The sequence below is a fragment of the Commensalibacter sp. M0268 genome, from assembly GCF_016101925.1.
GTDB lineage: Bacteria > Pseudomonadota > Alphaproteobacteria > Acetobacterales > Acetobacteraceae > Commensalibacter > Commensalibacter melissae.
In genome coordinates this window covers 197,623-223,824 of sequence record NZ_JACFPQ010000003.1, presented here as the reverse complement: position 1 = coordinate 223,824, position 26,202 = coordinate 197,623, and the positions used below count along the sequence as shown (strand labels likewise).

The 26,202-nt window shown below is 39.3% G+C and carries 22 protein-coding genes; 8 read left to right on the top strand and 14 right to left on the bottom strand.

The features are described from left to right. The first annotated feature begins 1 nt into the window (after position 1). Genes H3R28_RS06545 through mog form a run of 4 tightly spaced genes read left to right on the top strand, consistent with a single transcriptional unit; the run spans position 2 to position 2,850 of the window. Positions 2-460 carry a molybdenum cofactor biosynthesis protein MoaE gene (locus H3R28_RS06545; protein WP_155566063.1) on the top strand — a complete coding sequence of 153 codons (459 nt, stop codon included), beginning with the start codon at positions 2-4 and terminating at the stop codon, positions 458-460. Further along, the gene (gene mobA / locus H3R28_RS06540) at positions 453-1,067 is read left to right on the top strand and encodes a molybdenum cofactor guanylyltransferase MobA (protein WP_198210312.1); all 615 of its coding nucleotides are present in this window, start codon (positions 453-455) and stop codon (positions 1,065-1,067) included. Before H3R28_RS06545 ends, mobA begins: the two co-directional genes overlap by 8 nt. Continuing rightward, complete coding sequence (gene glp / locus H3R28_RS06535) at positions 1,051-2,259, top strand: gephyrin-like molybdotransferase Glp (RefSeq protein WP_198210310.1); 1,209 nt, start codon at positions 1,051-1,053, stop codon at positions 2,257-2,259. The genes mobA and glp overlap by 17 nt, the downstream gene beginning before the upstream one ends. Before the next feature lie 24 nt (positions 2,260-2,283). Further along, positions 2,284-2,850 (top strand): molybdopterin adenylyltransferase, encoded by a 567-nt coding sequence (mog, locus tag H3R28_RS06530; protein ID WP_198210309.1) that lies wholly within the window; start codon positions 2,284-2,286, stop codon positions 2,848-2,850. 10 nt (positions 2,851-2,860) lie between these two features. Here the strand turns inward: mog and moaA are convergent, their stop codons facing one another. The 9 genes from moaA to H3R28_RS06485 all read right to left on the bottom strand — a co-directional run bounded on the left by moaA (position 2,861) and on the right by H3R28_RS06485 (position 14,131). After that, positions 2,861-3,850, bottom strand: coding sequence for a GTP 3',8-cyclase MoaA (gene moaA / locus H3R28_RS06525; protein WP_370552831.1), 990 nt, complete (start codon positions 3,848-3,850; stop codon positions 2,861-2,863). 130 nt (positions 3,851-3,980) lie between these two features. After that, a complete protein-coding gene (locus H3R28_RS06520) occupies positions 3,981-4,613 on the bottom strand; it encodes an ABC transporter ATP-binding protein (RefSeq protein ID WP_232351252.1) in 633 nt (210 codons plus the stop codon). Positions 4,614-4,645: 32 nt separating this feature from the next. Continuing rightward, positions 4,646-5,323: a molybdate ABC transporter permease subunit gene (gene modB / locus H3R28_RS06515; RefSeq protein WP_198210305.1), complete on the bottom strand. Its 678-nt coding sequence runs from the start codon at positions 5,321-5,323 to the stop codon at positions 4,646-4,648. A gap of 6 nt (positions 5,324-5,329) precedes the next feature. Then, entirely contained in the window at positions 5,330-6,106 is a 777-nt protein-coding gene (gene modA, locus H3R28_RS06510) for a molybdate ABC transporter substrate-binding protein (RefSeq protein WP_198210297.1), read from the bottom strand. A gap of 18 nt (positions 6,107-6,124) precedes the next feature. Next, a complete protein-coding gene (gene narI, locus H3R28_RS06505; protein ID WP_110439144.1) occupies positions 6,125-6,811 on the bottom strand; it encodes a respiratory nitrate reductase subunit gamma in 687 nt (228 codons plus the stop codon). Then, a complete protein-coding gene (gene narJ / locus H3R28_RS06500) occupies positions 6,795-7,451 on the bottom strand; it encodes a nitrate reductase molybdenum cofactor assembly chaperone (RefSeq protein ID WP_198210294.1) in 657 nt (218 codons plus the stop codon). The genes narI and narJ overlap by 17 nt, the downstream gene beginning before the upstream one ends. Further along, positions 7,451-9,007, bottom strand: a complete 1,557-nt coding sequence (narH, locus tag H3R28_RS06495) for a nitrate reductase subunit beta (RefSeq protein ID WP_198210292.1) — start codon at positions 9,005-9,007, stop codon at positions 7,451-7,453. Before narH ends, narJ begins: the two co-directional genes overlap by 1 nt. 10 nt (positions 9,008-9,017) lie before the next feature. Beyond that, the gene (locus tag H3R28_RS06490; protein WP_198210290.1) at positions 9,018-12,716 is read right to left on the bottom strand and encodes a nitrate reductase subunit alpha; all 3,699 of its coding nucleotides are present in this window, start codon (positions 12,714-12,716) and stop codon (positions 9,018-9,020) included. 32 nt (positions 12,717-12,748) lie between these two features. Continuing rightward, positions 12,749-14,131, bottom strand: a complete 1,383-nt coding sequence (locus tag H3R28_RS06485; RefSeq protein WP_198210288.1) for a NarK family nitrate/nitrite MFS transporter — start codon at positions 14,129-14,131, stop codon at positions 12,749-12,751. A gap of 276 nt (positions 14,132-14,407) precedes the next feature. On the opposite strand from H3R28_RS06485, the gene H3R28_RS06480 reads away from it, so the two are divergent. The 3 genes from H3R28_RS06480 to H3R28_RS06470 all read left to right on the top strand — a co-directional run bounded on the left by H3R28_RS06480 (position 14,408) and on the right by H3R28_RS06470 (position 19,215). Further along, positions 14,408-16,588: a TonB-dependent siderophore receptor gene (locus H3R28_RS06480; RefSeq protein ID WP_198210286.1), complete on the top strand. Its 2,181-nt coding sequence runs from the start codon at positions 14,408-14,410 to the stop codon at positions 16,586-16,588. Positions 16,589-16,650: 62 nt separating this feature from the next. Beyond that, positions 16,651-18,540, top strand: a complete 1,890-nt coding sequence (locus tag H3R28_RS06475) for a histidine kinase (RefSeq protein WP_198210284.1) — start codon at positions 16,651-16,653, stop codon at positions 18,538-18,540. Positions 18,541-18,558: 18 nt separating this feature from the next. Then, positions 18,559-19,215: a response regulator transcription factor gene (locus H3R28_RS06470; protein ID WP_155566077.1), complete on the top strand. Its 657-nt coding sequence runs from the start codon at positions 18,559-18,561 to the stop codon at positions 19,213-19,215. Here the strand turns inward: H3R28_RS06470 and H3R28_RS06465 are convergent. Further along, entirely contained in the window at positions 19,212-19,964 is a 753-nt protein-coding gene (locus tag H3R28_RS06465; RefSeq protein ID WP_198210282.1) for a HesA/MoeB/ThiF family protein, read from the bottom strand. The genes H3R28_RS06470 and H3R28_RS06465 overlap by 4 nt on opposite strands. 206 nt (positions 19,965-20,170) lie before the next feature. Here H3R28_RS06465 and H3R28_RS06460 point away from each other — a divergent pair, with 206 nt between their 5' ends. Beyond that, complete coding sequence (locus H3R28_RS06460; RefSeq protein WP_198210280.1) at positions 20,171-21,871, top strand: alginate export family protein; 1,701 nt, start codon at positions 20,171-20,173, stop codon at positions 21,869-21,871. 96 nt (positions 21,872-21,967) lie between these two features. Here H3R28_RS06460 and H3R28_RS06455 read toward each other — a convergent pair whose 3' ends face one another. Genes H3R28_RS06455 through mnmG form a run of 4 tightly spaced genes read right to left on the bottom strand, consistent with a single transcriptional unit; the run spans position 21,968 to position 26,182 of the window. Next, positions 21,968-22,870 (bottom strand): ParB/RepB/Spo0J family partition protein, encoded by a 903-nt coding sequence (locus H3R28_RS06455; protein ID WP_198210278.1) that lies wholly within the window; start codon positions 22,868-22,870, stop codon positions 21,968-21,970. Positions 22,871-22,886: 16 nt separating this feature from the next. Continuing rightward, on the bottom strand, positions 22,887-23,675 hold the full coding sequence (locus H3R28_RS06450) for a ParA family protein (RefSeq protein ID WP_155581001.1): 789 nt from the start codon (positions 23,673-23,675) through the stop codon (positions 22,887-22,889). Between the two features lies 1 nt (position 23,676). Next, on the bottom strand, positions 23,677-24,297 hold the full coding sequence (rsmG, locus tag H3R28_RS06445; RefSeq protein ID WP_347400703.1) for a 16S rRNA (guanine(527)-N(7))-methyltransferase RsmG: 621 nt from the start codon (positions 24,295-24,297) through the stop codon (positions 23,677-23,679). Further along, the gene (mnmG, locus tag H3R28_RS06440; protein ID WP_232351251.1) at positions 24,287-26,182 is read right to left on the bottom strand and encodes a tRNA uridine-5-carboxymethylaminomethyl(34) synthesis enzyme MnmG; all 1,896 of its coding nucleotides are present in this window, start codon (positions 26,180-26,182) and stop codon (positions 24,287-24,289) included. The genes rsmG and mnmG overlap by 11 nt, the downstream gene beginning before the upstream one ends. Positions 26,183-26,202 lie beyond the last annotated feature (20 nt).

Genomic DNA, 26,202 nt, shown 5'->3' with positions numbered 1-26,202 from the left:
ATTGTTCTCTGTCAAAATACAGACCCAACCTTTTTCACAAGAGGAATTCCGAAAAAAGATTCACATTTTCAATTGTGGTGCAATTGTCAGCTTTACCGGTATCGTCAGGGGGTTTGATGAAAAAGAACCGCTTGATTATCTTTATCTTGAACATTTTCCGTCTGTAACTGAACAAGAAATTGAACGAATAATTCATTTGGCAAAAAAACGATGGGATATACAGGGTTGTCAGGTTATACACCGCGTGGGGAATTTACGGGTAGGAGAAGAAATCGTTTTGGTTCTGACAGCGGCCAGTCATAGAAAGGCTGCATTTGAATCTGCTGAATTCATAATGGATTATTTAAAATCAGAAGCTCCATTCTGGAAAAAAGAATTTTTTAGAAACGGACAGTCAAGATGGGTCAGGGCTAAATCATACGATTTAAAAGAAAAAGAACGATGGTCCAGTCATGAATGATAAAAATATTGCCGCCTTTATTCTGGCAGGTGGGGAAGGTCGGCGTGTAGGACGTCAAAACAAAGGATTACTTTCTCTTAATAGTCATCCCCTTGTCAATCATGTTATCCAACGTATTCAACCGCATGTTCAAAACATTTTGATAAGCGCAAACAATCATATTGAAACTTATCAATCTTTTGGTTTTCCAGTCTACCAGGATCTCCCCCAATGGAAAGGAAAAGGTCCCCTGGCTGGCATTGTCAGTCTTTATTCCTTTATTCCCGCTCATACAGATTACATATTGGTTGTTCCCTGCGACACTCCCTTTTTACCCGCAAATCTAGTTTCCTCACTTTATCACGCATTGATATCAAATCCAGACTTGCTAATTGCGTACGCAGCGACACCAAAACAGATTCATCCAAGTATCCTCTTATGCAAACCCTGTACGAATGACTATCTTGCCAATCATTTAAATCATCAGCATTATAGCCTTAAATCATGGATATCTGCACACCCAAATATAAAAGTGAATTTTCATGATGAACATGAATTTACCAATATTAACGACCTTGACACATTAACCCGTTATCAACAAGGCAGGCACCATGCTAAAAAACTATGATGAGGCCCTTGAAGAACTTCTGCAAAGAACCTCTATTAAACAACCTATAGAAGATTATCCCCTTTTAAAGGCAAATCATCTAGTTCTTGCTGAAAATATTTATGTTCAATATGACACACCTTTTTTCAGCAATAGTGCCATGGATGGCTATGCTCTGGGTGGTGATCCTTGTCAATGTTCTGAATGGCAAATTACAAACCGGATTGCAGCAGGAGATCCCCTGTCCAATGCCACCCTTCAAACTGGTGAAGCCGCCCGAATTTTTACCGGAGCTCCAATTCCCCCCGGAACCAGCGCTGTAATCCAGCAAGAAAATACAAAAATTGAAAACAACACCCTAACTCTTACCTCGCAGATCAAAAAAGGACAAAATATACGCTATCAAGGGGAAGAACTAAAAAAAGGTGATATACTGCTTACACAAGGCCATAGGCTTACGCCCGCAAGTGTTGCCTTACTGGCAAGTCAAGGCTATCAAAATGTCAAAATATATAAACCTTTAACCATTTGGGTTTATTCCACAGGAAATGAATTGATCAACCCAGGTCAGCCTCTATCTTCTGGCAAGATTTTTGATGCAAACCGTTATCTTTTGATAACCTGGCTTCAAAAAACCAGACATCATGTCATTGATGCAGGCATTCTTCCCGATAATCGGGATAAAACTGAAATCGCATTAAAAAAAGCCGGTAAAGAAGCAGACATCATTATCTCATCTGGTGGAGTTTCGGTTGGTGAAGAGGATCACGTTCATGCCGCCTTACAACAGCTTGGCCAACTCATTTTCTGGAAACTTGCCATTAAACCCGGCAAACCTTTTGCCTGGGGACAAATCAATAGCAAAATATTCTTTATGTTACCCGGTAATCCTGTCAGCACCCTCGTCACCTTTCAACAACTTGTTATTCCCGCTTTACGACATCTTGCCGGCGAAACATTACAGAATTGCCTGCCAAAAACTATTCTTGCTCAAGCCCAATTTGAAAAAAGGAAAACCCAAGCAAGACGGGAGTTTTTACGGGTGCGGGTTGATTATTCTCAATCACCTGCTCATGTTAGTCTTTTAAATAATCAGGGTTCTGCCATGTTGGCAACATTTTCCCAGGCAAATGGATTGGCAGAAATTCCGGAAAATACCCCTGTTCATAAAGGAGACTTTATAAAAATTTATCCACTTGACTATTCTCTTTAGACTTTATTGATAGGAAAATATAAAATGACAGCAATAAAAATTGGTTTGGTTTCTGTCAGTGATAGAGCCAGTCAGGGTATATATGAAGATAAAGGTTTACCTGCCTTGAAAAATTGGCTGGATAAAGCGGTTCTTAACGAAAAACAATATATTGAGCATTTAATTCCTGATGAACAGGATCTGATTGAAAAAACATTAATCGATCTGGTCGATCATCAAGATTGTCCCCTTGTTTTAACCACGGGCGGTACAGGCCCTTACATCCGAGATGTGACACCTGATGCAACTCTGGCCATCGCAGATAAAGTTATGCCCGGTTTTGGTGAGCAAATGCGTCAAGTCAGTTTATATTTCGTGCCAACCGCCATTCTGTCACGACAAGTGGGCGTAATCCGTAAAAAAAGCCTGATACTAAACCTGCCCGGACGTCCGAATGCCATTCGTGAAACGTTGGAAGGGGTAAAAGATCAAAATGGCAAGGTTCTTATACATGGAGTATTTGCCGCGGTTCCAATGTGTATCGATGTAATTGGTGGACCCAGGATTGAAACAGATGAAAAAGTCGTAAAAGCTTTTTTACCTAAAAAATAGGACTGTCAACCTATCCTCCTGTCTTTGACATAATACGCATAATTTTATTGGGCTGTTTTAAAAAATCATGTTCTTTTGGCTTTAATTCTATCGCTTCTTGAATGGCCTGATCCAGTTCTTTATCACTACAATGATTTCTTAATAACGGCCTTAACGCAAAGCTGTTATCCTGTCCCAAACACATATAAAGGGTTCCATCAACCGACAATCTAACCCGATTGCATGTCGCACAAAAATGCTGTGATAACGGTGTAATTAATCCAAGACATACATTACCTGTTGCTGTTTCCCAGTAACGCGCCGGACCATTTCCTATTATCTTCATCGTTGAACGCAAATCGTAATGTTTCCTTAATCCTTGTATAATGGGTTGTAGCGAGACAGTTGTCATATTTTGCCCGGTTTTTCCCATTGGCATGACTTCAATCAAACACAGAATAAACCCGTGTTCAATACAAAATTCGAGCATTCGTTCAATTTCTGCCATATTCTTGTCTGGCAATACAACCATGTTAATCTTTATTTTATGAAAACCGAGTTGTTTTGCTGTTCGCAGACCCTCCATAACCTGCTCTAGACAATCCAGACCTGTAATATCCTCTATATTTTTACGATTCAAGGAGTCAAGACTTATGTTCAAACGATCTAAGCCAGCCTCAAACAATAATTTGGCATGGGATGTCAGCAAGGTTCCATTCGTTGTAATGGATAAATCCTCCACCTCATCAATTTTTTTAATTCGATGCACCAGATCTGTTAGGTTTTTGCGAACCAACGGTTCACCACCAGTCAAGCGAAAACGTTTTGCACCTAATCTTACAAACGCACGAACAACACGCATTAATTCATCAAAAGTGAGCCAATGGTCTGGAGTTTCAAAATCATTAAATCCTTTCGGAATACAATAAGAACATCTTAAATTACAGCGATCCGTAACAGAAATTCTTAAATAATCAATTGTTCTACCAAATTTATCAATCAGCATCAGAAGCTCGGCCACGTCATAATTGCAATAAAGACTTTGTAGTTATGAATTTTATATATGTGTTTAAAAATCAAAAAAAAGACTTAAATATTTCTAAAAAATCATTATAGATAAAATACAATCAGACTATTATTTATTAATTCATCTAATAATTACTATTTTTTCCCAAATGTAAGATATCCTCACCAAAACACTCTACATCCTCATCATCGTGCGATATAACCATCATCAAGCATTGTAACCGTTGTTGAATATCTCTTATTTCATACCGCAATTTGCGTCGCAAGCGACTATCAAGCATTGAAAACGGTTCATCTAGTAACAACAAATCGGGTTGCGCAACCAATGCTCTGGCCAATGCAACCCGCTGTTGTTGCCCCCCCGACAATTGATATGGATAATATTCAGCATAGTTCAGGATTTCCAAGCGATTCATCCAGTCCTTAACAATTGCAAAATCCTGACTGACACGGGGATTAAATATTCCCTTGACAAGTGAGAAGGAAATATTCTGTTTGACTGTTAAATGCGGAAAAAGACTATAACCTTGGAAAAGATAAGCAAGTTTCCTCTCCTGGGGGGCCAGATTGATTTTACGTTTCTGATCAAAAAAGATTTTATTATCAATTTTTATCAACCCGCAATCTGGTGAATTTAATCCCGCTATTATTTTAAGCAATGTTGTTTTTCCAGATCCAGATGGACCAAATATCACCACTGAACGATTTTGAGAATAAAAATCAACATTGAGCTGAAACATATGATGATGATTTTTCATTAATTTCTTGAGGTTTATTTGAAATATCATGATCAATAAATTGAATTATGCGTAATATTCAGCCGTTTAGCCATAAATAAAACAAAAATGCAAACAGCGGATAAAATCAAGACGGATATATTTGCGACATGATCGTGTCCCGCCTCAACGGCTTCATAAATTGCCAAAGATAGGGTTTGCGTTTTTCCGGGAATATTTCCGGCAATCATCAGGGTTGCACCAAATTCACCCAAAGCTCTGGTAAATGCCAGTAATAAACCTGCCATAATACCACGCCAAGCCAAAGGTAAGGTTATACGGAAAAAAATCGCCATATCAGAAATAGTCAATACCCGTGCAGCCTGTTCATAACAAGGATTGATTGATTCAAAGGCACTTCTGGCGGGTTTGAATATCAAAGGAAAAGTCACGACAATAGCGGCTAAAACAGCCCCCTGCCACGTAAATATAAGACTAAGATGAAAATATTTTCCCAATATTTGTCCTATCCAACCATGCTGTCCAAACAATACTAACAAATAGTATCCCAATACAGTCGGCGGCATAACCATTGGCAATGTAAAGACAATATCTAAAAATTCCTTACCATAAAAACGATATCGAGCAATAAAATATCCTGCAGGTATTGCCAGAAACATATTGATCGCGACTGCGAAAACGGCAATTTTCAAGGATAGAAAAAGAGCCGGCCAAGTAAAATTTATTCCCATGAACAATTACCGAACAGCAAAACCGTATTGTCTAAAAATTCTCTGACCTTTAACTGAAAATAACAGGTCCATGAATGCCTTAGCCTGATTTGGGTTTTGAGTATTTTTAACCAAGGCAACTGGATATTGAACGAGTTTTGGCAAAGGAAGCCGATAAAGTATTTTAACTTTATCTGAAAAAAGTTTTGCATCACTTTCATAAACAAAACCGACATCCACTTCATTACGGACAACATAATCCAGAACCTGACGGACATTTTGCGCAGGAATGAATTTATCTTGTAATTTATGCCATAAACCTGCAGCCTGCAATGCATGTTTTGTATAACGACCCGCTGGAACAGTTACAACTTGTCCCAACGCGATCCACTTAATCGAGGGTTTATCTAAATCTGCCAGTTCACGTATCTGTAACTTGCTATGAATAAAAGTCACAAGAACCAAATAATTATTAATAAAATCCTGTCTTGATCCAGGAAAAATCAATCCTTTTTGCTCTGCCATATCCATTGTGCTTTCATCGGCACATGCAAAAAGATCAACCGGGGCACCCTGTGCTATTTGATTTAACAGACTGCCCGAAGAACCAAAATTAAATAAAATTTTATCCTGAGGGTGCGATGTTTCATAAATTTTAGCTATATCTTTAAAAGCATCGCTTAAACTAGCCGCCGCAGAAACAACAATCTCTTTTGCCTGAACGGAATGAAAAAATCCAAAACAAGCCAGAACAACAGCCAATAGTTTAAGCAATCTTAATTCCAGTATTTTGGGATTTTTCATCAGTTCACATCTTCACGTTCATGAACGTGGTCTTACCAACTGCCAGCGTCGAGTTACATAACTGACCATGGCAAAGCCACTAAATACATGAACCAAACGGGTAAATGGGAAAATAGCAAATACCGTCATTCCCATAAAAAGATGGAATTTGAAGATTGGTGACGCATTCATGATATAGGCCACGGCATCACCTTGAAAGGTAATTGTATGCTGCACCCATGTCATAAGTTGAACCATTTCATGACCGTCCGTATGCTGAGCCGAAACAAAAATTGTTGATAAACCAAGTAGCAAAGTCAATAATAACCAGACCAACAACAATTTATCACGCCAGGTACTATTTGCCAATATACGGGCTGAAACAAATCTTCTGTGAATAAGGATCAAAATCCCAACCAAACAGATACTGCCCATGATGCCGCCAGCCATCATGGCGAAAATCTGTTTTGCTGAATGGGTAACTCCCAGTGTATCCCAAACCCAGATGGGTGTTAAAAGACCGAAAAGATGCCCAAAAAACAGACCTAAAATACCAATATGAAAACAGATATTTCCAAATCTTAATTGTCCACGATATAAAATCTGGCTGGAATCACTTTTCCATGAATATTGTTCACGTTCAAAACGTACCAAGCATCCAACAACAAAAATTGTTAATACGATATACGGATAAATTCCAAAAATAAATTTATCGAGATAATGCATGACTTGCCCCTTTATTTTTATTGTCTACAGAACAGAGATTACAGGCATTCGTTTGTAAAAGAGGTTCAACTCCCTCAATATTTGGGCCAAATTTCTCCATTGCCTCCTCCATATCTTTAACTGGGGGAACTTTTAAAGGTTGAGGTTGAACAGAAGAATAATTGACAAGTAAAGTGAAAATACCCGCATAGACAGACTGACTTTCCCGCAATTTTGATCCGATGTAATCAATCACGTCAATTGATGCCGCCAGTAAATCCTTTGCTTCACCTTCATTACAGACAGATAAAAACTCTAAAAATAAAGGCAAATAATCTGGTAATTCATCAATTACTGAAATATCATAACCGTTTGCCTTATATTCTGACATGAGATTGACCAGGGCTTGCCCCCTTAGACGGTCCTCACCGTGAATATGCTCAAATAAATGCAATGAACATGATGGATTACGATCAAAAAGTGAAACATACTCTTCTTGCAAGTCAATCAAATCTTTTTCTTGCAAATGTTCCAATAAGGGAGAAAGCAAGCTCCATTCATTCTCAAGCGTTTTTAAACGTCCCAAAATTGAAGGGAGTGCATCAACCAATTCTTGCTCTGGATAACATAATAAAACTGAAAGTATCTTAAAAATTTCCATCAGCTATTGCTTTCTTTTGCCTTGTTCTGTTCACGATCCTCTACAGCGTCGTGAAAGATAATTGGAGAAACCTTTTTGCCAAAAAGACTTGCCTTATTCACCCCGTCAGAGCATCCATTCCCGAAAGTAAATCCACAGGAAGCCTTATCCTGGAATGCGTTTTCAACCATTTCCTTGTGAGATGATGGAATGACAAAACGATCTTCATAATTCGCAATCGCCATAATCTGATACATTTCTTCAATCTGGACTTCAGTCAAAGCCGTATCTTTCAAGACAGAACGATCAGGACATTGATCAACAGACTTGCTACGCATATAACGACGCATCGCGATCATGTTTTCCAAGGCATTAATAATGGGTTCTTCTTTCCCCGCCGTAAGCAAATTAGCCAAATAGCGAATTGGAATACGTAAATCCTTAATACCAGGAATAATTCCATTCTTGCCAATCATGCCATTCGCTACTGCAGACTGAATAGGCGATAAAGGTGGAATATACCAAACCATTGGTAAGGTGCGGTATTCTGGATGCAGAGGGAAAGCAACTTTCCATTCTACTGCCATTTTATAGACCGGTGAATTTCTTGCCGCATCCAGCCAGCTTTGGGGTATACCCTGTTTAAGAGCTTCCGCAATAATTGCCGGATCATTGGGATCTAAAAAAACATCAAGTTGGGATTCATACAAATCCTGGGTATCTTCCGTAGATGCAGCCTCTTTAATTTTATCTGCATCATAAAGTAAAACACCCAGGTAACGAATACGCCCTACACATGTTTCGGAACAAACGGTTGGCTGTCCACCTTCAATACGTGGATAACAGAATATACATTTTTCTGCTTTACCAGAAACCCAGTTAAAATATATCTTTTTATAGGGACAGCCCGAGACACACATCCTCCAGCCGCGACATTTATCCTGATCTATCAGGACAATACCGTCATCCTCACGTTTATAAATTGAACCTGAAGGACAACTTGCAACACAGGCTGGATTTAAACAATGCTCGCACAATCTTGGTAAATACATAAGAAATGTATTTTCAAAAGTTGACAGCATATCCTTTTGAATACCATCAAAAAGCTTGTCTTTTGCACGCTTTGAAAACTCTCCACCAAGATCATCCTCCCAGTTTGGTCCCCAATTTATTTTTTCCATTTTTTGTCCGGTTAGGACCGAAACTGGTCGGGCAACAGGGGGGGTTTTTACATCCGGAGAATTTTGCAAACGTTCATAATCATATGTAAAGGGTTCATAATAATCATCAATTTGCGGAAGATTGGGATTGGCAAATATATTTGCCATAATGTGCAACTTGCCACCCTGACGGGGACGCAACTTGCCACCTTTTAAAACCCATCCACCATTGTATTTATCCTGGTTTTCCCATTCCTTGGGATATCCAACCCCTGGTTTTGATTCAACGTTATTGAACCATGCATATTCAACACCATCTCGACTGGTCCATACATTTTTACATGTCACGGAACAAGTATGGCATCCTATGCATTTATCCAGATTCAACACCATGCCAATTTGAGCTCTAATTTTCATTGGTAATCTCTTATGCCTCAACTTTTGGGTAATTAACGCTAACAGTCTCTTCAAGCCAATCGACATGCTTCATTTTACGGACAACAACAAATTCATCACGATTTGAACCAACTGTTCCATAATAGTTAAAACCATAGGAATATTGCGCATAACCGCCAATCATATGTGTCGGTTTTAAGACTGTTCTTGTTACAGAATTATGAATTCCGCCGCGTTTTTTTGAAACTTCTGCACCGGGAACATTGATGATCTTTTCCTGAGCATGATACATCAAGGTCATTCCTTCTGGAACGCGCTGACTTACAATTGCTCTGGCCGTTAAAGTTCCATTTAGATTGAAAACCTCAATCCAGTCATTATCAACGATACCAGCCTTTTGTGCATCAATTTCGGAAAGCCAGACATGTGGCCCGCCACGCGATAATGTCAACATCCGTAAATTATCGGAGTAAGTACTGTGGATGCCCCATTTTTGATGTGGTGTGATAAAATTCAGGACTATTTCTGGATTTCCGTTACCATGCTGTCCCAAAACCTTTTGAGTTGTTTTCAAGTCAACCGCTGGACGATAGACACACAACATTTCACCAAATGCACGCATCCATTGATGATCCTGATAAAACTGCTGCCGACCGGTCAGGGTTCTCCAAGGAATCAGTTCATGAACATTTGTATAACCAGCATTGTAACTTACCGTTTCACTTTCCAGGCCTGACCAGGTTGGGGAAGATATAATCTTACGTGGCTGAACCTGTATATCACGAAAACGAATGGAATCATGTTCACGAGGGGTGGCCAAATACGTATGGTCAATACCTGTTACTTTTGATAATGCCCCCCATGCCTTGACAGCGATATGCCCATTTGTTTCAGGAGCAAGATTCAGGATCATTTCAGCCGCATCAATAGCAGTATCAAGTCTCGGCTGTCCCTTTGCAATACCCTGACCAACAACCTTGTTTAAATTACGTAATTGATCAACCTCATGCTTGGTATCCCAACTTATACCTTTACCACCATTACCGAGTTTTTCAAGTAAAGGACCAATTGATGTAAACTGTTCATAAATTGCTCCATAATTTCGCTCGATAACTTTCATGGCTGGCATTGTCTTACCAGGAATAGGATCACATTCACCCTTTTTCCAGTCTTTAACGTCAAAAGGCTGTCCCAACTCTTGTGGAGTGTCATGCATTAAGGGTGTCAAGACAAGATCTTTTTGATTTCCAAGATATCCTGCGGCGAGTTCAGAAAATTTTCCAGCCAGTCCTTTGAAAATCTCCCAATCACTTTTACTTTGCCATAAAGGTTGTACAGCCTCGCTTAAAGGATGAATAAAGGGATGCATATCCGATGTATTCAAGTCATTTTTCTCGTACCAGGTGGCCGTCGGAAGAATTACATCTGCATATAAACAAGTCGTTGACATACGGAAATCCAAGACGACCAGAAGATCCAGTTTACCTTCTGCGGCTTCTCTTACCTTGATTTCCTTCGGTTTAATACAATTTTGCTCTTCACTTAAAACTGCATTCTGAGTACCCAAAAGATATTTAAGGAAATATTCATGTCCCTTACCTGAAGAACCAAGAATATTGGAACGCCATACAAACATGTTGCGTGGAAAGTTCGCTGGATTATCAGGGTCATTACAAGACATGTCAATTGCACCTGATTTCAATCCTTCAACCGCATAGTCAATGGGATCTTTATTTTGAGCAATTGCATTTTGTGTCAACGTCAACGGATTCATTGACAATTGCGGTGCAGAAGGTAACCATCCCATCCGTTCAGCCTTGGCATTACAATCAATCAGCGCCATACCTTCAAATTCACTCAGGCTATTTTGTGAGGCAACTTCATTGATAGCCAGCTTTTCATGACGCCATTGACTTGTATGATTGTAAAAGAAGGATGTTCCGTTCATCTGACGAGATGGACGATTCCAATCCAATCCAAATGCCAATGGAGCCCAACCGGTTTGTGGCCTCAGTTTTTCCTGACCAACATAATGGCACCAGCCACCTCCACTTTGACCTATACATCCACAAAGCATTAACATGTTGATAATGCCACGATAGGACATATCCATATGATACCAGTGGTTTAATCCGGCACCCACGATGACCATGCTTTTACCATGAGTTTTATCGGCATTTTGGGCAAATTCACGAGCAACCTGAATAACCAATTCAGGTTTTACACCAGTATGTTTTTCCTGCCATTTAGGAGTATAGGGAACATCATCCATATAATCTCTAGCACCATCACCTAGATCACGGTCAATACTGTAATTGGCAGCCATTAAATCAAAAACTGTAGTAACCTTTATCTGATTGCCATCAGCCAAGGTAATGGTTTTAACCGGAACCTTTCGGAGCATCTGTTCATTTTTGCTTTCTCCAGCAAAATAATTGAACACAACCTCCGCAACATTATCATGCTTACCCAGCAGACTAAGTTGGGCCTTAACGGTCTGTCCTTTGCTATCCTGTTCTTTAAGATTCCATTGACCTGTTTCACCCCAGCGAAAACCAATTGATCCTTTGGGGGTTACAATCTGTCCCGTCAATTCATCAATAACAAGCGTTTTCCATTCAGGATTGTTTTTTTCATCAAGCTGATCTGCCAAATGACTGGCACGCAAGAAATATCCGGGAACCAGTTGGCCATTCTTTTCATCAAGCATAACCAGCATTGGCATATCTGTATATTGACGGCAATATGACGTAAAATATTCAGAGGGACGGTCCAGATGAAATTCTTTGAAGATTACGTGCCCCATCGCCATGGACAAGGCAGCATCCGTACCTTGTTTGGGAGAGAGCCATATATCACTGAATTTTACCATTTCACCATAATCTGATGAAACAGCGACCGTTTTTGTACCTTTATAACGAACTTCGGCATAAAAATGAGCGTCTGGCGTGCGAGTCATGGGGATATTTGATCCCCACACTAGTAAATAGGTTGAATTATACCAATCGGCTGATTCCGGAACATCGGTTTGCTCGCCCCATACTTGTGGGCTTGCTGGTGGCAGATCGCAATACCAATCATAAAAAGATAGCGGAACACCCCCAATAAGAGAAAGATAACGGGATCCGGAAGCATAGCTGACCATCGACATAGCCGGAATAGGAGAAAATCCGATAATACGGTCGGGACCATATTTTTTGATGGTAAAGTTATTTGCCGCGGCAACAAGCTCGTTGACTTCCCGCCAGGTTGATCGGACAAATCCGCCCAATCCACGTCTTTTCTTGTAAGAACTGGCCAATTCTGGTGTTTGACTGATATATTCCCAGGCGGATATCGGATCCATCTTCTGACGTGCATCACGCCATAATCTAGCCAGCTGTCCACGCAGCATTGGATATTTAACACGTTGGGCAGAATAAACATACCAGCTGTAAGATGCCCCGCGAGGACATCCCCTGGGTTCATGATTGGGTAGATCCGCACGAGTTCTCGGATAATTTGTCTGTTGGGTTTCCCAGGTAATCAATCCACTTTTAACATAGATTTTCCAACTGCAGGATCCGGTGCAATTCACACCGTGAGTTGATCTTACGATTTTATCCTGTTGCCAACGTTGTCTATACGCGTCTTCCCATTTTCTGTCCTCGTTAACAACAGCGCCATGCCCGTCAGCAAAACTGCTTTTCGTTTTTTTAAAAAAGTTTAAACGATCTAATATATGGCTCATAATCAATTTCCAAATTCTAAATCAAATTTGTCTTAACAACGTATTTCAGCATTTCTGCGAAGGTAGTACCAACGGTTTATCAAAAGGCAAAATACGTAAAATCCCACAAAAATATAAAAAGCTAAATTATACGATCCGGTATAACTTAAAGAGGTTCCATACAGTTTTGGAATTATAAATCCACCATAGGCACCAATAGCCCCCATAAAACCAAGAACCGCACCGGTTTCCTTGGCAGCATCCTCATTCATCTGCTCTTCAGATTCAGCTTTTTGTTTTTTAAGGTATTTCTGGTAAAATATTGTGAATATTCCGGGAACTTGGGCAAATACGGATCCATTTCCCAATCCAACAAAAATGAACAGGATCATAAAACTTATCAGGAAGCCGACAAAACTTCTTGATTCTTCCGGGGCTGAGATGAAGAAAACGATACATAAGGAAAAAACAATCATACCCAGGAAACTGATTTGAGTTACCCGTGTCGCCTTGAATTTGTCAGAGGCAATTCCCCCAACAACTCTAAATATGGACCCTAGCAAAGGGCCTAAAAAGGCGTATTTTATTGGATTAACATCAACGAATTCATGCTTTATCAACAGGGGCAATGCCGCTGAAAAACCGATAAAGGATCCAAATGTACCCAGATAAAGCAAACAGGCAACCCAGGTATGTTTACGCTTGAAAATTATTGATTGCTCTGAAAAAGATGCCTTGACCGTGGCAAGGTCATTCATCCCAAACCAGGCAGCGATAACGGTTACCGCAATAAAAGGTACCCAAATATAGGTGATATTCTGTAACCAGACAAGACTCTGCTGACCGTTATGAATACGTGTTTCTGGTCCACCCCCCAAAGCACCAAAGATACTGACGCCAATAACCCACAAGGTAACAAATTGTACAAACGGTACACCAAGATTTCCCAGTCCAGCATTTACCCCCGTGGCAAATCCCTTTCTTGATTTAGGGAAAAAATATCCGATATTTGCCATAGAGGAGCTGAAATTTGCCCCACCAAATCCACACAACAGGGCCAAGATCACCATTGTTGCAAAACTGGTATTTGGATTTTGTATGCATATACCAAAACCAATGGTTGGAATCAAAAGGGTGGCTGTTGAAAAAACCGTCCATCTTCTTCCACCAAAAATGGGAACCATAAAGGCATAGATGATTCTCAGGGTTGCCCCTGACAATGCAGACAATGCCGTTAAAAGCATTAGTTGATTTTGAGTATATTTAAACCCAACTTCTGGTAGATAGACAACAACGACACTCCATAATTGCCATACAACGAAAGCAAGTAAAAGAGCAGGAACGGAAATCCATAAATTCCGTAAAGCAACAACACGTCCTTGCTTTTCCCAAAACTGTTGATTTTCCGGTTCCCATTTTGTTAGTAAATGAGACATTTTTTTTCCTTGGTTGATGAACCAATACGTTTATATCTGTATTGTTTTTGATCTTTATTGTATAAGTTAAATAAAACGCATAATTGTTTTAATAATATTTACATCTTCCGCAAGATCGAACCAATTAGTCAAAAGCTTATAGAAATCTGGAATAATGGCTAGGTTGTTTATAGCCATTTGGCTAAGTATAATTAGTCGTTTTCCTACTATTAATATATCATATTCATTTCCATTATTAGAATAATTTCTTGAATTATTAATCCATGAAGAATTTGCATGAATAGAAAACAAAAATATATTCTACCTCTGCTTCTTCTTTTCCCTCTTCAAACAATGGCACAAAAGATTTCAACCTCGACCAATATGGAAAGAGATGATGAAAAATCCGAAAAAATTACAGTAAGGGGGCAAAGAAGGGCTGACGGATCAGTTGCTGTAATGAGTACTCCAGACGTTACCTTGGGCCCCTTGGGTTCCATGAAATCTGAAGACGCGCCTTTTTCAATCTTGTCAGTTCCTCATGACGTTATTGCCAATCAACAGGCAAGAAACGTTAATGATCTAATGAAATACCTTCCTTCCGTACAACTCGAGGCCCGTGGATCTGCAGGCATGGCCAGGCCGCAATCCAGAGGGTTTGAGGGGGACGTAACAGCAAACAGCCGTATTGACGGGCTCAATATGACATCCACCACCCCCTATCCAACTGAAATGTTTGAAAATTTGCAGGTTCTGAACGGGTTGGCCGGGGCTATGTATGGCCCACAAAATCCAGCCGGCATTTTCAGTTACCAGCTCAAACGTCCCACTGACCGTCGTACGGAACATCTTTCAGTCAATTACGATTCAATTGGTGCCGTGACGGAATATGCGGATGTATCTGGTCGAGTCGGTAAAAATGGGTGGTTTGGATATCGTTTAAACCTTCTGCATGATGAAGGTACCGCCTATGTGGAACACAGTCAGTTAAAACGTAATCTGGTCAGTGGTGATTTTGATATTCATCTTTCCTCCAAAACCGTTATTGAGATAGATGCCAGCCATTATACCTATAATGAAAGGGGAACAGCAACGAATTTTTCGTTTGATAATTCCATTCAGCTGCCATCCGCACCCAATATGGGCAAGGCCTATCTTGGGCAAAAATATGCCGGATTTAATACGGAAACAAATACCTTTCTCGGAAAAATCAAACACCAAATCAATAAAAAATGGAGATTTACTGCGGGAGGGCTCTATCAGGATGCCAAACGAGAGATGTTCAACAACAGCAATCGACTCCTAAACAGCAAGGGTGATTATCAACAATCTATTTCGGTGGCCGGTCAGGCAAACGTTTTTCAGGTAGGGAGCAATTTTGCCTATGTGAATGGAGAAGTAAATACAGATTTTGTAAAACATGAACTTGTTTTGGGCACCAATGGATATATGAGAGGTAATTACAACCCCACTCATACTGAAACAATCAATCTTGGAACCAGCAACATACACAATCCTCGTCCATTACCGGGTCATAGACCAAAAGGATGGGGACGTTATCAATCGGCCTTAATCCAACAACAAGCCCTGATTGCAGGCGATACAATCCATTTTAATCAACAATGGGCCATTATGGGTGTTTTCAGTTGGAGCTGGTTAAGCAATGACAGCTGGAACATGAAAGGAAAGAAAACCGCACACAATTCACATGATGCGGCATTTAGTCCAACAACAAGCCTGATTTATCATCCTCTTGAAGGTCATACCGCCTATTTCACTTGGGCAAGAAGTCTGCAGGCGGGAGATATTGCCCCAGCGACGGGAGTAATTAATCCAAACCAGATCATGGCTCCCTATCGTAGTGAAGAATATGAAGTAGGCTATAAGGTCAAATTCAACCGCCTGTGGTTAAATGTTGCTGCATTCCGTATGACACGTCCATATGCATTTATCAATCCAACAACCCATATTTTTGCCGTCGCAGGACAACAGCGCAATTATGGGGTTGAATTTCAGGTCGCAGGACAGATATGGAATAGTCTGTCTATTCTTGGAGGTGTTACATGGCTTGATGCACAACTGGGAAAAACAGGAAATATTGCCACCTCTCATAAACAAATTGTTGGTGTCCCCCCTGTTCAGGCCAACCTGCTGATTGACTACCAATTACCTGTCGCAAAAGATCACATCCTGTATGGTATGGCATTCAACATCAATCTTCACTATACAGATCGTCGGGCTGCCAATAATTACAATACCACTTTTGCCAAAGGGTATTTTACGACAGATGTCGGAATGCGCTACGCCTTCAATGTCTTTAACACCCCACTTGCGGCACGATTTAATGTCAATAATGTAACCAATAAACATTATTGGATGTCTGTATATCCATCCTCAATTAACGGAGGCACCGCAAATAACAGTGCTTATGCTGGATTACCCAGAACATATCAATTTTCATTGGCAGTTGATTTCTAATATTTAATTCAAATATATGTTAAAATAATCTTATCATAATATTTACGAACAATTATCAAATAATGAAAATCACGCGGTATTTTAACAAGCTTTCAACCAAACTGCTTACCTGTACTATCGCATGGGTTGTATGTGCCATATTCTTTACGGGATATGCACTCTCCCTGCTTTGGCAGCTTGAAAATGCTGGAATTGCCATCAATTATACAGGCAGTTTGCGCATGCGTGTTTATTACATGATGTTACTTTCTAATCAAAACGATTATGTAAACCTGCAGCATGAACAAACGAAATTTATTACAATCCTTAATAAATTAAAAAAATACGATAATAATACCCTAATTTTTTCAAATAATAAAAAAATAAACCTGCAAATAAAATATATTGAAAAAACCTATAATAACCAGATATTGCCGCTTATAAACCAGTCCTCTGGATATCATAGACTAACTGACAAAAATTATTATCATCTCAACACATTCGTAGAAGACATTGACCTTTTAGTCAAACTGATCGAAAATCAAAATACGCAAGACATCATTTGGCTTCGATACATAATCACAACAATTATCCTGATGATACTGATAACTGCCTTTTCGAGCATATCCCTGTTATATAAATCAGTCATCAATCCGTTGAAACATCTTGAATCAAGTATCAAAGCCCTAAGTCAGGGTAATCTATCCAGACGTATTCCTGTCAATGGCAATAGTGAATTTGATATTGTCTCCTCCGGTTTTAACCAGATGGCACATAATTTGCAGGACTTATACAATAACCTTGAACATAAAGTTTCAGATAAAACACTTGCATTAAAGAAAAAGAATCATGAATTAACTATTCTTTATGACATGATCACCTTTTTACATACCTGCCTGACTCCCAATATGGCAACCGAGAGATTCCTTGAAAAAATTATTGATTTAAGTCAAGCGGATGCCGGATTTATCGGCTTTCTTAACGAAGAGAAAGACGCCATGAATTTTATTTGTAGCAAAGGTTTTCCAGCACAATTAAACACCATTGAACAATGTTATTTTTCTGCCAACTGTTTTTTTGATATTTCTTCCCTACCCAAAAATTCCTATCCTATTTGCGTCAAAACTGATCAGCAGGAAAACTGTCTTATACCCTCGTGCGTTAAAAAATTATTTAGTCATTTTATCATTTTTCCTATTTGGCATAATAAAAATGAAATAGGGTTAATGGTTCTATATTTTAAAAAAAGGGAATCTTCTTTTTCTCCAGAAACCTACCACTTGATTGAAACATTGACCTGTCAACTTGGTGTATCCATTGAAAATTACCAATTAACTGCCAAAGAAAAACAGCTTGCCATTATGGAGGAACGCAACTTAATTGCACAGGGATTGCATGATAGCATAGCACAAGCATTGTCCTTTCTTAATTTGCAAGCTCAAATGCTTGAAAAGGCAATCAATAAGAATGACCTTGACAAAGCCAAGCAAAATCTGGATTTTATTCAGCGTGGCGTGCAAGAATCCTATGACGATGTTCGTGAACTGTTAATGAATTTTCGAACCAAGATTGGCAAGGAAGATTTTGAGACTGTTGTTAAGAAAGTCGTGAACCGTTTCAAAGCCCAGACAAAAATACCTGTAAAATTAATTAATCTGCAAAAATTTTTATTTATTACAAAACAACAGCAATTACAGATCATTTTTATTCTTCAAGAAGCTTTATCCAATATTCGTAAACATTCAAAATGCAAGCTTGCAACAATTGAATTTAGTTATAATAATTCTTTCATGATGCGTATTCATGATGATGGTGTCGGATTTGACCTTAATACCTTGCAAAAAAAACAACAGAACCATATCGGTTTATCAATTATCCAAGAGAGGGCAGAAAATATTTCCGGAAAAATAAACATTACTTCAACACCTAATCATGGTACAACCTTGGAACTCACTATTCCGATAAACTTATAGAACGGTAGTATAAAGAAAATGCAAACAAAAATTAAAATTCTGCTTATTGACGATCATTCTTTATTTCGTTCAGGATTGAAATTTCTTCTTAACAATCAGGAAGATATAGAGGTTATTGGAGAGGCGCAAAATGGATCAGAAGGTATAAAACTGGCCCAGAAACTTAACCCTGATATCATCCTCCTTGATCTGGATATGCCAAGAATGGGTGGAAAGGAAACGCTCCAAAACCTTTTAAATATTAATCCAGACCTTAATGTCCTAATTTTAACTGTTTCGGAAGATAATGATGACCTTATTCAATGTATGACACTTGGAGCAAAAGGCTATCTTTTGAAAAATATCAATACCGATTTCCTATTGGACAGTATTCACAAAGTTTATGAAGGGAATAATATTCTCTCCCCAGCCATGATATCAACCCTTATCGATCAATTCCGACCCAATGAAAAGGAAAAGAACGAAGATCTCTATGATTCTTTAACACCAAGGGAAAAAGAAATATTGGCTTGGCTGACCAAGGGAATAAGTAATAAAGAAATTGCCCGTTTTTTGAGCGTGTCAGAAAGTACAATCAAGTTGCATGTTCAGAACATATTACGAAAACTTAATTTACACAGCAGGGTGCAGGCAGCAATTTACGCCCTAGAACATGGTTTTGACAAAACACCCTAGTTCCTCGAACAACCACACACGTTACAATGCGGATTGCGATCACATTCCAGCATATGAAAAGAAAAATTCAAAGCATTATAATGCAGTATCCTGCCCGTAAGAGCTTGACCCATCCTGGATATTACCTTCAAAGCCTCTGAAGCCTGCATAGCTGCCATTGTATTAACCAATGGGGCGTAAACACCGGTAAATGAACAAAGGTCCTGTTCTGTTTCCGCTCCATCAAATAGACAGGCGTAACATGGTGATCGATCATTATTTGAGTCAAATACACTTAATTGCCCTTCAAACCGTATGGCTGAGGCATAAATTAAAGGTATTTTACTAGAATATGCAACCCGCCCGATCATTTGTCGGGTTTTTAAATTGTCACTACAATCCAAAATCACATCATAATCATGAATTAATGAAGATAATTCATCCTCGGATAAACGGTAAGGCACAGTATCAACAGTAATATCCGGATTTTGTCTATGAATGAAATCGGCCATTACATGATTTTTGAATTTACCAATATCATCAGGTGTATAGTATGTCTGTCGTTGTAAATTGGACAGTTCGACCCTGTCATTATCAACCAGCATTAAACTGCCAATACCCGCAGCAGCAAGAATAGGAATTGCTGCACAACCCAGTCCCCCACATCCTATAACCATAACACGGCTATTTAAAAACCGTTTTTGTCCATCCAAATCAATTTGCGGCAAAAGGATATGGCGACTGTATCTTACCAATTGATCTTCATGCATTATTTGAAATAACCCAAATAAATAACCATATAATGATAAACGTCATAAAGAATACTAGCCATAAGACTAGCAACCAAATATTCACAAAGATTAATATAATCTTATTCTTAATATAAATAATACTATACATGTGGATAATATAAATTCTTTTCTTAAAAGAATAATATAATTAAATAAAACAATAATATTAGTATGAATGATAAACTATGAATAAATCAACTATTCTGGCTAGTTTAAAAGTAGTTAATCATATTTGTTTCTCATTACTACTTTTAACTTCAATACATACTTACGCTAAAGATCAAACAAAACAAACATTACTTCCAACAGATTCAAAAATTCAAAATAAAACCGATTCTACATTTATTGATTACTCAAATCTTAATAACCGTTGTGCAAAAGTTGTCACAGCGGCTGGTAAATATGGAAATACACGACATCCGGATTGGGGTGTCTTCAACAAACACAGCGGTTTTGGACCTGTTGGTAATTATTCTTGGTATGCTTTCGGACAATATGCCCCATACGCACAAGCAAGATGGGCAGAAGACTGGAGCGGATTATGCAATGATCCCCATAAAAATGATGACTGGTTTAACCGACTCAAGTATATTCCCCTGAATGATTCTGGGGATATCTGGCTGAGTTTAAACGGCAATGAGCGGTTTCGTCATGTTTTCGACAGCAAACCATATATGGGATTTGGAGCCAAAACAAATTCCAACCGTTTATTGATTCGTAGCGTTTATGGTGCTGATTTGCATATTGGTTCCCACGTAAGAGCTTATGCCGAACTCATTAATGGTGTTGCTGGTGGCAGCAACACTTTTGGCTATCAAACAGGTTTTCAACGTAAACGACTTGATATGCAGCAAGGTTTTTTAGAAATAAAGGGGAACCTGCTTGGTGCAAAAATGGGGGCAATGGGAGGACGTCAATATTTTGTTGATGCACCACTCTCCATGACTTCCGCACGGGAACTGACTAATATTCGTTACAGTTGGGATGGATTCCGAGGCTATGCTTTCTGGAAAAATTTCAGAGTCGACATTTTTGACTTCTGGCAAACTGACTTTTCCAAAGATCATGTTTTTGGTGCGGGACCCAGTTATAATGCCCGCATGTTTGGTGGTTTGGCCAGTTATGCCCTTCCCAGCTTTAAAGTGCAGAATGTGAATAGCCAATTATTTCTTGATGCCTTTTATATTGGTTACCTTTATAACGGTAATGCTGCAGGTCTTCCCACACCAACACCCGGAAAAAACCGTCAAGGATCTACAAGACGTGATAATATCGGCGGAAGGTTGAACGGAAATATTGGCAATTTCACCATTGATGTTACAGGTATATATCAGGGTGGTGAATTCCGTCCCGCAAATTCTGGTAGTAAAACACGTCCAGTCAGAGCCTATGCATTTGATGCGATTTTTGCTTATAACTTTAAAAACGTGCCGGGAAATTTGTCATTGGGCCTGCAAAGCGACTATTTTTCTGGTGGCAACTATCACAAAGATCACGGCGCGGTCAGAAATTTTGCTGTTCCCTATTTTACAACAGCAAACTATCAGGATATGACGCTATATCTGGCAACTTCCAATACAGTCAGTACAGGTCCTTTAATCACTTACAATCCAACAAAAAAAGCACTTGTCAAATTGCACGCACCTGTAATTTGGAGAGCCAATACCAATGATACGATTTACGGTGTCGGATTCAACTATCCTTTGCGTGACAATTATTCTGGTGGATTTGTTGGTGCAATTCCCCAGTTTACTCTCGCTTATGCAATTGCTCCCCATCTTGTTTTAACTGGAGACTTTGGCGGTGTTCTAGCCTCACAATCCATAAAAAAAGCTGGTGGCAATGACAGCGCTTTCCTTATGGAAACACTCGACTTCAGGTTTTAACCTTTTTCATTCTATACTTTACTTATTATTTTGTCGCTTATTTTTAATAATAAGCGACTTTTTTTATTATGGGTCTATGAAGTATCAATATTTCATTTAATTTTTTAACAACGTTAAAATCTCATCAAACTGTTCAAGGGATTTATAAAATATTTTTAAGGACCCACCTTTACCATCAAATTGAATTTTGACATTAAACCCTAATCTGCCACGCAAATCTTTTTCAAGTGACTCTATCTCAGGATCGATTGGCTTTTTTTTCAAGTGTAAATTTTTATTAACCGCTTTGGCATTTTTAACTAGGGCTTCTGTTTGTCTTACCGTTAAATCATCTTGAATAATTTCCTTTGCCGCTGATACAGGATCGGGATGCATAAGCAAGGCTCTTGCATGTCCCGGAGTTAATATCCCGTTTTTCAAATAATTTATAATCTCATCCGGCAATTGCAATAGGCGGATTATATTAGCAATATGTGAACGTGATTTACCCAATGCAGAAGATAACTCATCCTGAGTAAGATTGAACTCATTTAATAATCTTGAAAAACCTTCAGCCTCTTCGATAATATTTAAATCCGTACGCTGTAAATTTTCCACTAATGCGACAGCCATTGCATCTTTATCAGTAAAAGAGCAGATCCTAACCGGCACCTCATCAATCATGGCCAGTTGGGCAGCACGCCAGCGACGTTCCCCAGCAACAATTTGGTATTGACCCTTTTGGATATCTTTTTCCTTAACCAGCAGAGGTTGTAAAATACCATGTTGTCTGATTGAGTCCGCCAACTCTTGTAAAGCTTCAGGCTGCATAATTTGTCGAGGTTGAAAAGGACCAGGCTCAATTATGTCAATAGGTAAAATCTGCATTTTCAAATCTGAAATCCCAAGATCGGATCCAATATCTTTCTGATTATCCTCATCTTTAACCGACTCCCCTAATAAAGCGGCAAGTCCTCTTCCCAAACGAATTTTACCCTGACCCCTTTTCTTACCCTTCATATTTCCTACCCTCAAATTAAGCAAATCGACGATTCAATTCCTTAGCCAAGTTTATATAGGCTTGCGCTCCAGTTGATTTAGGATCATACACCATTATTGGCTTTCCATAACTTTGTGCCTCTGAAATACGGATATTGCGTGGAATAACTGTTTTACAGACCTTATCCCCAAAAAAATTCCTGGTATCTTCAGCAACAAGCTCTGAAAGTCTGTTGCGTTTGTCATACATCGTTAAAACAATTGCCTTTATATCCAGATCAGGATTTACCTTTTTCTGCAAATGTGTAACCGTTTTAACCAGATGACTTATTCCTTCAAGTGCCAGAAATTCACATTGCAACGGAACAATAACACCAGTAGCAGCCGCCAAGGCATTTACCGTTAACAGTCCAAGGCTTGGAGGACAGTCAATCAAAATATAATCATATATACCTATAAATTGCTTAATTGCCTCCTTGAGCCGAAATTCACGTTTTTCAATATCAATCAACTCAAGCTCTGCAGCCGCAAGGTTGCCATCAGCTGTAATCAACGATAATCCTGGAATCATGGACTCCTTGATCATTCCATCAACCACTTTGCCATTAATTAATAAATGATAGGTTCCTTTATCACGATCGCCATATTCAATTCCCAATGCAGTTGAACTATTTCCTTGAGAATCAAGATCAATTAATAGAACCTTCTTTTTTTCAGCGAATGCGGTGGCAAGATTAATTGCTGTCGTTGTTTTACCCACCCCACCTTTTTGGTTTGCAATTGCCAAAATATAAGTCTTTTTTGATTTTGTCTTTTTAAGCGCCATTTTATTCAACACGTTCAAATTGATTAATCTTAACTATTACCCCATCGGCATTCGTTTGACTGGAAAAGGTTTTATAATTTATTTTCCAATTCTTCTGTGCCTCTTCAATTTCCAGATTAACAGACCGGCCTTTCAAAAATAAACAATAACCATTTTTATTTAAAATATTTTTTGAAAATTCCAAAAGCTGAGTCAATGAAGTCAATGCCCTTGCCGTCACAACATCTGCACTGATAGCATTCACATTTTCAATCCTCTGGCAAAGCACAGTTGCTTGTGTTTTGGTCTGTCGCAGAACTTCCCTTAAAAAAATTGTCTTTCTCATATCAGATTCAATCAATATTACAGGAATATCTGTTGACAATGCCAAGATCAGACCGGGAAATCCTCCACCTGATCCAAGATCAGCAATAGATTTTACAGATGAATCAAGATACCGAATCAATTGAAAACTGTCATATACATGACGTTTCCAGACCTGATCCATACCCTGTTGCGATACCAAATTTATTTTTTTGTTCCATTGCTGAAGCAAAGAGATATAAATTTCCAGTTTCTCTATTGTTTCACGTGAAACACTCTTTAAAAACGGATAATTTTTTATATAACCGTCAAGATTCACAACAATTATCCTTTTCCCCTTTTTGCGGGGTTCGAATATATGCCAATATAGCCATCAATGCAGAGGGTGTTACCCCCGGTATCCTTTTGGCAGCACCAAAAGAAACAGGGCGAACCGCTTCTAGACGTTCCTGCATTTCACGACTTAATCCGCCAATTTTCCTATAATCAAGATCCAATGGCAAATTGATTCTGGACTCCTGGTCAAGCTGCCTGATTTCCCTGGCCTGTCTAACAAGGTAACCTTCATAACGGGCCTCGGTACGAATATATTGTTGAACTCTTGATGTTAATTGATGAAACCAAGGAGCGACTTTCTCAATTACCTCCTCAGAAGGGCATAATGATAAAATTTCAAATAATGACCGCCAGCGTCCATCGAACGAAATCTGCATTCCATAACCATTCAGGGTTTTAGGCAGGTATTTCTCTCCCTTCGCTCTCTGAACAGAATTTTTGATATGATCTATATCCTGAAGATATAAAGCCAATCGTTCAGCCCCCAAACACCCCAACTGTTCAGCCAAAGGAGTTAACCGTATATCTGCATTATCTGCCCGTAAAGTCAAGCGATATTCTGCCCGTGAGGTAAACATACGATAAGGTTCAGTCACCCCTTGCGTTGTCAGGTCATCTATCATGACACCAATATAACCCTGGCTACGATCAATTATAATTTTTTCTGATCCAGAAGCATGATTTGCGGCATTAATTCCAGCCAACAAACCCTGAGCTGCGGCTTCCTCATACCCTGTTGTACCATTGATTTGTCCGGCAAGAAACAATCCGGAAAAATTTGGCAATTCCAAGGTCGGATTCAAGGATCTCGGATCAATATAATCATATTCCACGGCATAACCTGGCCTGACAATCACGGCATTTTCCAGACCTGGAATTGAATGAACCATTCGTTCCTGAACATCTTCTGCAAGACTGGTTGATATTCCATTCGGATAAACCAAATCCCCACCTTCATGTCCAGGCAATGCTTCAGGCTCAATAAAAATCTGATGACGCTCCCGATCAGCAAAACGGACAATTTTATCCTCGATTGACGGACAGTAACGAGGTCCTTTTCCAGTAATTGCCCCCCCATAGACTGCAGAAGTATGAATATTATCCCTTATTATCCGATGTGTTTCAGGAGTGGTTGCAGTTATCCGGCAGGAAACAAATTCATTAAAAGCGTTATCAGTCAATCGGCTAAAAAACTCAGGAGATTTATCCCCCTTATCTTCTGTCAACCGCTCCATATCGATGCTTGATCGCAACAGCCTTGGAGGGGTTCCTGTTTTTAAGCGACCCATACGCAGTCCCATCGCTTCCAATCGGTTTCCCAATATTGTGGCAGGTTTATCTCCAACTCTTCCGGCTGGCTGACTTTTATTGCCAACATGGATAACTCCGCGCAAAAAAGTTCCCGTCGTTAAGACAACCGCTCCTGACAGAAATTCACGACCATCCTCGCAAATAACACCACATATTTTATTGCCAATATCGACATTGAGATCAGCAACCGCACCCTCCATAATAGTCAGGTTGCTTAATTCTTTTAAAAATTGTTGAACCGCATTACGATATAACATCCGATCAGCCTGAGCCCTAGGTCCATGTACTGCTGGACCTTTGGAACGATTAAGCAGCTTGAAATGAATACCCGCCCGATCCGCTGCTTTTGACATGATACCATCAAAAGCATCAATCTCCCGAACAAGATGCCCTTTGCCTATTCCACCAATTGCCGGATTACATGACATGATCCCAATCGTGTTAAGAGAATGGGTCAGCAATAAAGTTCTTGCCCCCATCCGAGCAGAAGCTGCAGCCGCTTCACTTCCAGCATGTCCTCCACCAACGACAATTACATCGTATTTTACATTTATCATTAATCTTTTCTCAACTCGAC

What these genes read in the sequence shown, in the direction of transcription:
- H3R28_RS06485 (WP_198210288.1), bottom strand. Translation starts at nt 14,131, where the DNA reads ATGTCTCATTTACTAACAAAATGGGAACCGGAAAATCAACAGTTTTGG.
- modB (WP_198210305.1), bottom strand. Translation starts at nt 5,323, where the DNA reads ATGGGAATAAATTTTACTTGGCCGGCTCTTTTTCTATCCTTGAAAATT.
- H3R28_RS06490 (WP_198210290.1), bottom strand. Translation starts at nt 12,716, where the DNA reads ATGAGCCATATATTAGATCGTTTAAACTTTTTTAAAAAAACGAAAAGC.
- narI (WP_110439144.1), bottom strand. Translation starts at nt 6,811, where the DNA reads ATGCATTATCTCGATAAATTTATTTTTGGAATTTATCCGTATATCGTA.
- mobA (WP_198210312.1), top strand. Translation starts at nt 453, where the DNA reads ATGAATGATAAAAATATTGCCGCCTTTATTCTGGCAGGTGGGGAAGGT.
- H3R28_RS06465 (WP_198210282.1), bottom strand. Translation starts at nt 19,964, where the DNA reads ATGCATGAAGATCAATTGGTAAGATACAGTCGCCATATCCTTTTGCCG.
- H3R28_RS06470 (WP_155566077.1), top strand. Translation starts at nt 18,559, where the DNA reads ATGCAAACAAAAATTAAAATTCTGCTTATTGACGATCATTCTTTATTT.
- narH (WP_198210292.1), bottom strand. Translation starts at nt 9,007, where the DNA reads ATGAAAATTAGAGCTCAAATTGGCATGGTGTTGAATCTGGATAAATGC.
- modA (WP_198210297.1), bottom strand. Translation starts at nt 6,106, where the DNA reads ATGAAAAATCCCAAAATACTGGAATTAAGATTGCTTAAACTATTGGCT.
- glp (WP_198210310.1), top strand. Translation starts at nt 1,051, where the DNA reads ATGCTAAAAAACTATGATGAGGCCCTTGAAGAACTTCTGCAAAGAACC.
- H3R28_RS06520 (WP_232351252.1), bottom strand. Translation starts at nt 4,613, where the DNA reads ATGAAAAATCATCATCATATGTTTCAGCTCAATGTTGATTTTTATTCT.
- narJ (WP_198210294.1), bottom strand. Translation starts at nt 7,451, where the DNA reads ATGGAAATTTTTAAGATACTTTCAGTTTTATTATGTTATCCAGAGCAA.
- H3R28_RS06475 (WP_198210284.1), top strand. Translation starts at nt 16,651, where the DNA reads ATGAAAATCACGCGGTATTTTAACAAGCTTTCAACCAAACTGCTTACC.
- mnmG (WP_232351251.1), bottom strand. Translation starts at nt 26,182, where the DNA reads ATGATAAATGTAAAATACGATGTAATTGTCGTTGGTGGAGGACATGCT.
- H3R28_RS06450 (WP_155581001.1), bottom strand. Translation starts at nt 23,675, where the DNA reads ATGGCGCTTAAAAAGACAAAATCAAAAAAGACTTATATTTTGGCAATT.
- H3R28_RS06460 (WP_198210280.1), top strand. Translation starts at nt 20,171, where the DNA reads ATGAATAAATCAACTATTCTGGCTAGTTTAAAAGTAGTTAATCATATT.
- mog (WP_198210309.1), top strand. Translation starts at nt 2,284, where the DNA reads ATGACAGCAATAAAAATTGGTTTGGTTTCTGTCAGTGATAGAGCCAGT.
- H3R28_RS06480 (WP_198210286.1), top strand. Translation starts at nt 14,408, where the DNA reads ATGAATAGAAAACAAAAATATATTCTACCTCTGCTTCTTCTTTTCCCT.
- H3R28_RS06455 (WP_198210278.1), bottom strand. Translation starts at nt 22,870, where the DNA reads ATGAAGGGTAAGAAAAGGGGTCAGGGTAAAATTCGTTTGGGAAGAGGA.